This window comes from Bradyrhizobium liaoningense, from assembly GCF_018130955.1.
Lineage (GTDB): Bacteria > Pseudomonadota > Alphaproteobacteria > Rhizobiales > Xanthobacteraceae > Bradyrhizobium > Bradyrhizobium liaoningense_C.
Genome location: NZ_JAFCJM010000030.1, coordinates 81,607 through 90,393, shown reverse-complemented (window position 1 = coordinate 90,393; position 8,787 = coordinate 81,607). Strand labels below are relative to the sequence as shown.

Annotated in this window: 6 protein-coding genes and 1 pseudogene; 5 read left to right on the top strand and 2 right to left on the bottom strand. The window is 58.7% G+C overall.

Annotation, left to right across the window (positions count from 1 at the left end):
* From JQ632_RS23535 to JQ632_RS23520, 4 genes and pseudogenes are all read left to right on the top strand, one after another.
* Positions 1-2,309 (top strand): TM0106 family RecB-like putative nuclease (locus JQ632_RS23535; protein WP_212404958.1); only part of this gene is annotated, 2,309 nt, incomplete at its 5' end.
* Positions 2,310-2,416: 107 nt separating this feature from the next.
* Positions 2,417-3,196, top strand: coding sequence for a hypothetical protein (locus tag JQ632_RS39595; RefSeq protein WP_249152478.1), 780 nt, complete (start codon positions 2,417-2,419; stop codon positions 3,194-3,196).
* A pseudogene (locus tag JQ632_RS40095) lies at positions 3,174-3,353 on the top strand (nucleotidyl transferase AbiEii/AbiGii toxin family protein); the annotation flags it as partial. The gene JQ632_RS39595 and the pseudogene JQ632_RS40095, both read left to right, overlap by 23 nt.
* Before the next feature lie 29 nt (positions 3,354-3,382).
* Complete coding sequence (locus JQ632_RS23520; RefSeq protein ID WP_249152483.1) at positions 3,383-3,850, top strand: nucleotidyl transferase AbiEii/AbiGii toxin family protein; 468 nt, start codon at positions 3,383-3,385, stop codon at positions 3,848-3,850.
* A 413-nt stretch (positions 3,851-4,263) separates the two neighbouring features.
* Here the strand turns inward: JQ632_RS23520 and JQ632_RS23515 are convergent, their stop codons facing one another.
* On the bottom strand, positions 4,264-4,992 hold the full coding sequence (locus JQ632_RS23515) for a sulfite exporter TauE/SafE family protein (RefSeq protein WP_212404956.1): 729 nt from the start codon (positions 4,990-4,992) through the stop codon (positions 4,264-4,266).
* Between the two features lie 47 nt (positions 4,993-5,039).
* Positions 5,040-5,228: a hypothetical protein gene (locus tag JQ632_RS23510; RefSeq protein WP_212404955.1), complete on the bottom strand. Its 189-nt coding sequence runs from the start codon at positions 5,226-5,228 to the stop codon at positions 5,040-5,042.
* 449 nt (positions 5,229-5,677) lie between these two features.
* On the opposite strand from JQ632_RS23510, the gene JQ632_RS23505 reads away from it, so the two are divergent.
* Entirely contained in the window at positions 5,678-8,770 is a 3,093-nt protein-coding gene (locus tag JQ632_RS23505; protein ID WP_212404954.1) for an AAA family ATPase, read from the top strand.
* Positions 8,771-8,787 lie beyond the last annotated feature (17 nt).

Sequence of the window (8,787 nt, the reverse complement as noted above, 5' to 3'; positions counted from 1 at the left end):
AAATCACCCCGTGCCTTCACTTCCACGGAATCACAGGTCATTATTGCCGTCGAGAACAGTTTTTCAGCAGCCTGCTAAGCCTTCTGCGCGGCATCGGTGAAAAGGCGATCAAACGATACGCCCGCAAGGGCATTCTCACCCTAACCCGGCTTGCACATACCTTTCGGCCTCGGCGTCGCGGCAAACGCACCGATACCCCGCTCACCCGGCGAGATCATGCCCTGCACGCGCTAGCCATTCGCGACCGAACAATCTATGTGCTGGGCGCACCTGCAGTTCCAACGGCGACAGTGCGCATCTATGTCGATATGGAAGGTAGTCCTGACGGCTTCATTTACCTGATTGGACTTATTGTTTGCGAAGGCGAGCGCGTCGAACGCTACTCGTTCTGGGCGGATGACATGAAAGGGGAAGCCGACATATTCACTCGGTTTCTCGACATCGTCGCGCAGCACAACGCACCGCGAGTTTACTCATACGGCAACTACGAGCGAACCGTAATCGCGCGCATGCGACGTCAAGCCCGGCGCAAGAAGCCTGTTGACGCTATTTTGGCCGCTCTCACGAACGTACTCACAATCATCTACCCGCACCTCTACTTTCCCACTTACTCGAACGGCCTCAAGGAAATAGCGGGCTGCCTCGGCTGCCGCTGGACCGAGCCAGACGCCTCCGGAATCGAGAGCGTCGTTTGGCGGAAGTATTGGGAAAAGACCGGCGATGCTTCATGGAAAGCCAAGCTGATCCAATACAATCTCGAAGACTGCGAAGCGTTACGCAGAGTCTGTGATTTCCTGAGCGAGGCGCAAATCTGCAACGCTGAGGACCAACCTGGCACAAGACCGCGCGTATCGTCCGTGGCGGAGCTCGACAAGCTGGCGCGCACTGTCACCTGGTCCAAATTCGTGCATGCTGACTTCGAATTCGTGAACAAGCGGGCCTATTTCGATTACCAGCAACGCCACGTCTTCGTGCGAACGAAACCTGTCCGGCGCAAGCGAAGCCCTAAGAAGGAGAGCCGGCGGTGGCAAAATCGGGACCTGCGGGTTACCCACCGGATGGAAGTCACAGCGAGCCGCTGTCCGGTCTGCAGCAGCAAGCGCATTGTGCCACTCGATCCGAAGCGGCGGCCAAAGGGCCTACAAAGGAGGCGTAAGCGCGCCATCGATCTCGTCTTCACGCCGGGAGCAATCCGCCGGAAGGTCGTAGAGTTCAGGACTATGGCCTATCGTTGCGAGTGTTGCGACAAATGCTTCACGCCCGAGCGCTACGACCGCCTAACACGGTACTTTCATGGCCTAATGAGCTGGTTTGCGTATCAGCACATTTCCCACCGGCTCGGGATGAGATCGGTGGCTGCGCTGTTCTATGAGACCTTCGGCATCCGCGTGAACTTGTGGGAGTTCAGGGATTTCCGGCATCTGCTCGTCCGCCAATATCGCAAGACCTACAGCATGCTCCTCGCGAAGCTCATCGCCGGACCGGTGCTGCACGTCGACGAAACAGAGATAAAATTGAAGGACGGCGCGGGATATGTCTGGGTGTTTTCCAGCCCATCCGCAACGGTCTACATCTTTCGACGCTCGCGTGAGGGAGATTTCCTACGGCAAATGCTCAAGAATTTTGGAGGTGTGCTGGTCTCGGATTTCTATGCCGCATACGACGGACTTCCCTGTTTGCAGCAGCGCTGCCTTATCCACCTGATGCGCGATATGAACAGAGCTATTCTCGACAATCCGTTTGACCAAGAGCTTCAATCCATCACAGCCCAGTTCGGGGCACTCCTGCGGTCAATCGTTAGGACCATCGATGAGCATGGCCTCAAGCGGCGTTATCTACAATCTCATGCGAACGCAGTTGAAGCATTCTTCAATGCAACCGCTGACCGATTTTACGAATCGGCTGCATCCAAAGGCTTACAAGAGCGATTGCTCCGAAGTCGCCAACGCCTGTTTACGTTTCTACAGAACGATGGCGTGTCGTGGAATAACAATCTGGCCGAAAATGCCATCAAGCGTGTCAGCGACTATAGAGAGGATGTCGGACGAAGCGTCAAAGAAGCCGGTCTTGCCGAGCATTTGGTATTGCTGAGCATTTATCAAACCTGTCGCGTTCGAGACATAAGCTTCCTGAAGTTTCTTTTGTCCCAGGAACGCGACATGGATTTCTTCGCAGCCGGCAAACGTCGTCGGCGACGCCCGCAGCGCATCGAGGTCTATCCAAAGGGCTATCTGCCGCAGTCGATCATTTCGCTTCGCCGGGGAAAAACATCGCAGGCGAGTGATGGGATTGCCGTGGACAGCGAGTGACGGCTTGGTCCGGATCTGCTGCAGCCACCGGCTGTGGCCAATCCTATCTTTCAGATATTGCAGTTAAAGCCCTGCAGGCCTATATTGGGTTCGCAAAGGACCTCGTCATGACCACCCATGTCCTGCAATTCGTCGAACTCTCGGACCAGGACCGCAAGGCGGCCAAGGCCTTCGACAAGCTCGGCAAGGGCGATCGGGTCGAGGTCCGGGTCCGCCGCAAGTCGGGCGAGGATCAGGTCGTCAGGTTGCCGCTGAAGGCCGCGGCGCTGCTTGAGACTGCACTTGGCCATCTTTTCCAGGGAGAGCGTGTCGCTGTCCTCGCCGAGGATCAGGAACTCAGTCCGAACGACGCGGCCGATATCCTGGGAATCTCCCGACCGCTGGTCGTGCATCGAATGGACCTCGGCGACCTGCCATTCCGATATGTCGGCAAGCACCGCCGCACGAAGCTCAAGGACGTATTGGCGCTGAAGTCGCGGATCGACGCCCAGCGGGCGTCAATGGAGGCGCTCGCCGAGGATGCCGAGGACCTCAGGCCGCGCCATGGCGTGAGCCCGACGAAGACATCGAAGAGCGTCGGACGCTCTTCCAACCGCACCTCCACGCCAAAGGATGTTGATCAGCTCGTTCTCGGTACAACCAACGCTCCGTACCGCCGGACGATCAATTCGACTGATCTCGTGGCTCGCCTCACGTCGAGGGATTGGCAAAATTGGATCGCACATGTCGTCACGTTCTTCACGGAGGTCCGACCTGAACTTGTTTTACAGTTCGCCCGGCTTCACGCTATTCCTATTCAAGATTTGGCCGCCGCTTATCGGTCGATGAAGTCGGCCACTGGCGAAACCAACCCTGCATTGGAGAGTGCATTTGAGCGACTGGCGTAGGCTACTTGCTCGAACGCTCGATGGACTTTCGGACCTGGAGCAACGGGGCCAGCCGGTGCCCGACTGGGTACTCGGCGGCGGCACAGCCCTGATGCTCTACGCCAACCATCGGTTCAGCCGGGACATCGACGCGTTCATCGACGATCCGCAATACCTCGCTTTGCTGTCGCCAGAGACGACCGACGTATGGAACTGCAACGATTGGGACAAGGCGCCCATTATCTCAAACTCAGATATTCCGAGGGCGAAATCGATTTCATCGTCAGCGGCTCGATCTCGGGTCTTGATGCGGTTACGAAGGAAATCGACCTGACGTCAATTCGAGCGGGATGGAGGCCAACGATTATGGTCGAGCTGCCAGCGGAGATCGCCCTCAAGAAGATGTACCATCGGGCGACGATGCTAAAGCCTCGCGACATTTTCGACATCGCAGTCATCGAAAAGGTCGACGGCGGCCCCCTCATCGCAAACTTGGGCGAAGTGGCGTCCAGGAAGGACGACCTCGTTCGCCGTCTCGCCAGCGTTCGTGTCGACTACCTGAAGGCCGACCTCGCCGAATTGGACATCCAACCTGGATGGGAGCACGAGCAAGAAACATGTCTCGAAACGGTTCGCTCGCTCGTGGCGCAAATGCCAGAAGCCGGCCAGGCGTGATACGGGAAGTGCGTTTGATTCCGGCTTCTAAACACCGCACCAGTTTCGCACCAGAAACGATCTCATCAAAACGCAACGAACGCGATCAAACACAAACGAAAACGCAGCAAAATCAACAAAGCCGATCGTTCCCCCGTCGCTCATAACGGTCTGGTTGCAGGTTCGAGTCCTGCCGGGCCCACCAAGAAATTCAACCACTTATCCGGCCTTCACTTCTGCGGTCGTCGGGTTACCGCACCAGAACCGCCTCGCCTTGTTGTTCGTCATATTTCGGCAGTCCGCAAACGACCAATCGACATCTGATCTGGCCGCAGTCCTTTCCAATCGATCGTAGCCACGATGGGCTCTATCGCAAGAAAAGGCCAAGCAGTGCTGCTTGAGCGACAATAAACGGCTGCTCGCAAGTGACCGCTCTACAACACCAGCAACAGTCCCGAAAACAGCAAGATGCTGAGAATAATTCGCCGGAACAGCGCGTCATTGACGCAGCGAAAAGCATAAATCCCGAGCGCCGTTCCTGCGAGGAGTGCGGGGATGCTGACTGCGAAGTCGATCAGGACCTTTGTCGACAGATCTCTTCGGATCAGCATGAGAACAAGTGCGAATATCTGCATGGCGGCGATGAAGGGTTGAACCATTCCGCGCTGCTCGGTTTTTGGCACGCCGTGGATGTCACACCATATGGTCGGTATTGCACCCGGCATTGCCGTCAACCCGCCGACAAAGCCTCCGCCGAAGCCGATCAAGGCATTGCGTCCCGCATTCATCTGCAGGCGATGAGAAATCACCGGCCGGAATAACGTGTAGGCCGCATAGCAGGCGACGGCGAGACCAAAGCTCTCTCTGAAGATCCGCGCGTCTGCAGCTTGCAGCAACCACACGGCGATCGGAACGCCAAGCAATCCGCCGACGACCAGCGCCGAGCTCTGTTTCCAGCGGATGCTTTTTCTCAGGGCCCAAAGACCCGTGGCCTGCACGGTGATGCTGCAGGCCATCATCAGCGGGACCGCCTCCAGTGGCGGGAGAACGTGAAGGAGAATCGCGCCGGCCACCGCCGAAAAGGCAAAGCCCGCGAGGCCCGAGACGAAAGCGCCGCAAAACACAGCGATGCTGAGCAGGCAGAACGACGCAATGTCGCCCATGAGCGAACCCTTTCGGTCGGTAAAATCCTGGAATAGCGACTGGGCGATTAGTCCCCGGACGACAGTCCGGGCGGCTCGGGCGCTGCCCCGGCATCGTTCTGGCGGGTCGACGTCGACATCGTGGCTGCAAGGATGTGCAGAACGAGAAAGCAGATGGCGATCGTTGCCACCAGCGCAGTCTCGCTCGGTGCCGGAATCCGAAGTTTGCGCTCGGACGACTGTTCACTGAGCGACATTGTCGTGTCCTCCAACATCTGGCGGAGAAGCAAACTGGACCAGCTGACGATACTGTCGAAGAGTGCGCCCTGCCTGTAGCCGTCGCGAATGGTGGAGCGCCTGAAGGAGGCGCCTAGACCAGCCTTCTCTTCGGGAAGACCTCGTGGAGGCGACAAACGAATTCGCTGAAAATGACGCATCGCTTCTGGTTGAAGCTCTGCTGTTAAACAATGGTACGGAGGATGCCGCGATCGACCGAAACATCTTGTGAAGCAGCAACCCATAGAACACGCGAGTGAGGCGCGTCGCCTTTTCTTCCAAGCGCATGACACGAACACCTTGTGTAGGTGACTGAACACGGCCGGAAGTATCGAACGGGGCGCCACGCCACGCTTTAACGCGGGCTTAATTTGTTCTTGTCGTTTCCTTCATTTTGAACGCTGTGCTTGATTTCGGGCCGGCGTACCGGTTGAATATCCGCCTCGCGCGCCCCCCGGAAGGCATTGTTTTGCTGTATCTATTTGACGATTTCGTCCTCGACACCGATCAGCGGGAATTGCGCCGTGACGGACATGCGGTTCCGTTGCAACCTCAGGTTTTCGACCTCCTCGAATATCTGATCCGCCACCGCGCCCGGGTGGTGACCAAGGACGATCTGATCAGCGCAATTTGGGGCGGGCGCATTGTCTCGGAATCGGCGCTCACCACCCGCATCAACGCAGCCCGTACGGGAATAGGCGATTCCGGCGAGGCGCAACGGCTGATCAAGACCTTGCCGCGCAAAGGCGTCCGCTTCATCGGCACGGTGCGGGAAGCACAAAGGGAGGTCGAGAACGCGGTCGTACCTCTGACGACTGAGGTCTCCACCCTGGTGGTCGGCCGGACAGCCCCCTTCGAGATGATCGACCGGATGACGCGCCACGTCTTGTCCGGCAAACGGCAGATGGCTTTTGTCACGGGAGAAGCCGGGATTGGCAAGACTGCCTTCATCGCCAGGGCGGTCGAGCAGCTGACGGAACAGGGCTTCGATCAGCTCTATGGGCGCTGCACTGAACGATTCGGAACGGACGAAGTCTTTCTTCCGCTGATCGATGCACTGGTGAACCGTTATCGCGCAAACGGTCCGGAATTGATTTCGGCAGTTCGCGTGCACGCACCCGCCTGGATACTGCAATTGCCGGGCGTCATCGACGCATCGGAACGCGCGGCTTTCCTGGATGAAGTGTTCGGCGCGACGCGCGAGCGGATGCTGCGCGAATTTTGCGATCTTCTGGAAGCGCTGAGCATCGACCGCCCCTGGGTCCTTGTTCTCGAAGATCTGCATTGGAGCGACTTCGCGACACTCGACGTGCTGTCTCGCTTCGCACGCGGGAACGGCAAGGCGCGCGTGCTGGTCCTCTGCTCCTATCGTCCGGCCGACAGTTCCGCCGGCGGGCATCCCATCCGCCGCCTGCACCGGGATCTTGAGATTCATGGATACTGCAGCGAATTGCGCCTCGATCGATTGTCGCGTTCGGAGGTCGAGCGTTACCTGGCATTGCGCTTCGGCGACGAGGAACTTGCCTCCAGCCTGTCAAAGCCCGTATTCGAGCGAACGCTGGGGCATCCCTTGTTTGTTGCCTCGCTGCTCAAACACTTGATCGACCAGGAGTCGATCGTCGAAATGGACGACGGATGGCGCCTGTCCTCGCAGCCGGCATTTACGCAAGATCGCGTTCCAGACAGCCTCCTGAACATGATCGGCCACGAGCTCGATCGCCTCACCGATAACGAGCGGCGTCTGCTCGATGTCGCCAGCGTTGCCGGCGAGGAATTTTCTGCGGCCCTCGTTGCCGCCGGCCTGTCCGACGATGCGATCGACGTTGAAAGGAACATCGAAGCGTCGATCCGGAAGGATCAAATCCTCGTTCGTTCGGGAGTTTCCGAGTGGCCCGATGGAACATATTCGGGCTCCTACGCCTTCCGTCACATTCTCTACCAGAATATCATCTACCAGAATCTGCCGCCCGGGCACCGCGCACAAACGCACAAGCGCCTGGGCAAGAGGCTGGAGGAGGCCTATGCCGGCCGCACCGGCGAAATAGCGCCCGCGCTCGCACTTCACTTTGAGCAGGGTCGCGACTTTCCCAGCGCGTTGCGCTACCTCCGGGAAGCGGCAAAGAGCTCGACGAAACGCCTCGGCCATGCGGAGGCCGCAAGCTATCTCACCCGCGCGCTTGGCATACTTGATCGTTTCGATGCCGCCGACAAATTCTCCACCCGCGTCGCTCTTCTGCGCGAGCGAAGCTGGGCTCTTCGCTCGTGCGGCGACCTCGCCGGCTCCATCCGCGATCTGCGAGACATGATTGCCTGCGCCGAACAAGCGGGCGAGATCAAGCAACAGCTCAACGGCCTCACGGCTGTGAGCAGTCTCTGCTTGCGCGTGGATCGCCACGCCTGCCTTGAGGCCGCTGAAGATGTACTGTCGCGAAGCCAGGCGCTTGCGGACGACACATTCAAGGCTCTGGTCCAGGGCAGCAGCGCGAGCGTCAACCTGTTCCTCAACGGCTGGCGCAAACAGGACGCCACGCTCTGCGACAGGGCGATCGAGCTGAGTGCGGGTGCCACGAACTATGGCATCTTGATCAGGCGCAATGGAATATCCGGTATCGTTGATTGCTGGAGGTCGCGGTACCAGGAGTGCCGCCGCGCCGGCACGGAAGGAAAGCGGTTGGCGCGCTTAGCTGGTGACGTTTACACTTTTGTTCTGTTCAATGTTCTTGAATCAATCGCGCTCATTCATCTGGGCGAATGGCGCGAATTGCGACGTGAAATCACGGCCGGCCTCGAACTGGCCGTCAGGAACGCGAACGGCCCCAGCAGCGCATTGTGCCGGCTAACGCTTGCGTGGTTGCACGTCGAAGCGATGGATTTTGATGGAGCCCGGGAGCTCTGCGAAAGCGTCGACGATAGTCTGCTGGTCGGCGACCAGTCGACGTACTTCCACAAGCGGGCCGTCCTTGCGAAGGCCTATGTCGGCCTGAACGATCCGTCGGGAGCTCGCAGGCAATTTGACGATATTGAGCGCCGCAGGCATGAAGAAGGCATCGACATCGAATTTACCGCCGCGACGCAGGTGTATCATTGCCTCGGCGAATATTACTTGCAGGTTGACGACCTTACGCAGGCTCAGAGCTGTGCACGCCAGCTCCACGACTATGTGGCTACGGCTCCAGATCTCAATCACCTGGCCCAGGCCCATGGACTGCTCGCGCGTACCGCGCTTGCCTTGGGCGATTTGGCGGAGGCTCAGCTGCAGCTGTCCCGCGCGCTGGAGATCGTCGACAGTGCCGACTTCCCGATTGCTTCTTGGCGCGTGTACCGCACGGCCGCCGAGATCTTCGCGAAGTACGGAGACGTCGACAGGGCGGCGACGTATCGCAAGCGATTTGTCGAGACCGTCCGAAGGCTCGCGCAAAATTTCGAACCCGAGGATCGGCTGCACAAGAGCTTGCTCGCTGGGTTAGCGACGCGAACAGCGCAACTGGAAGCGATGACCTCGCTGCCTTTGGGGCCCGCTTAGATCGTCCGCGTTGATCC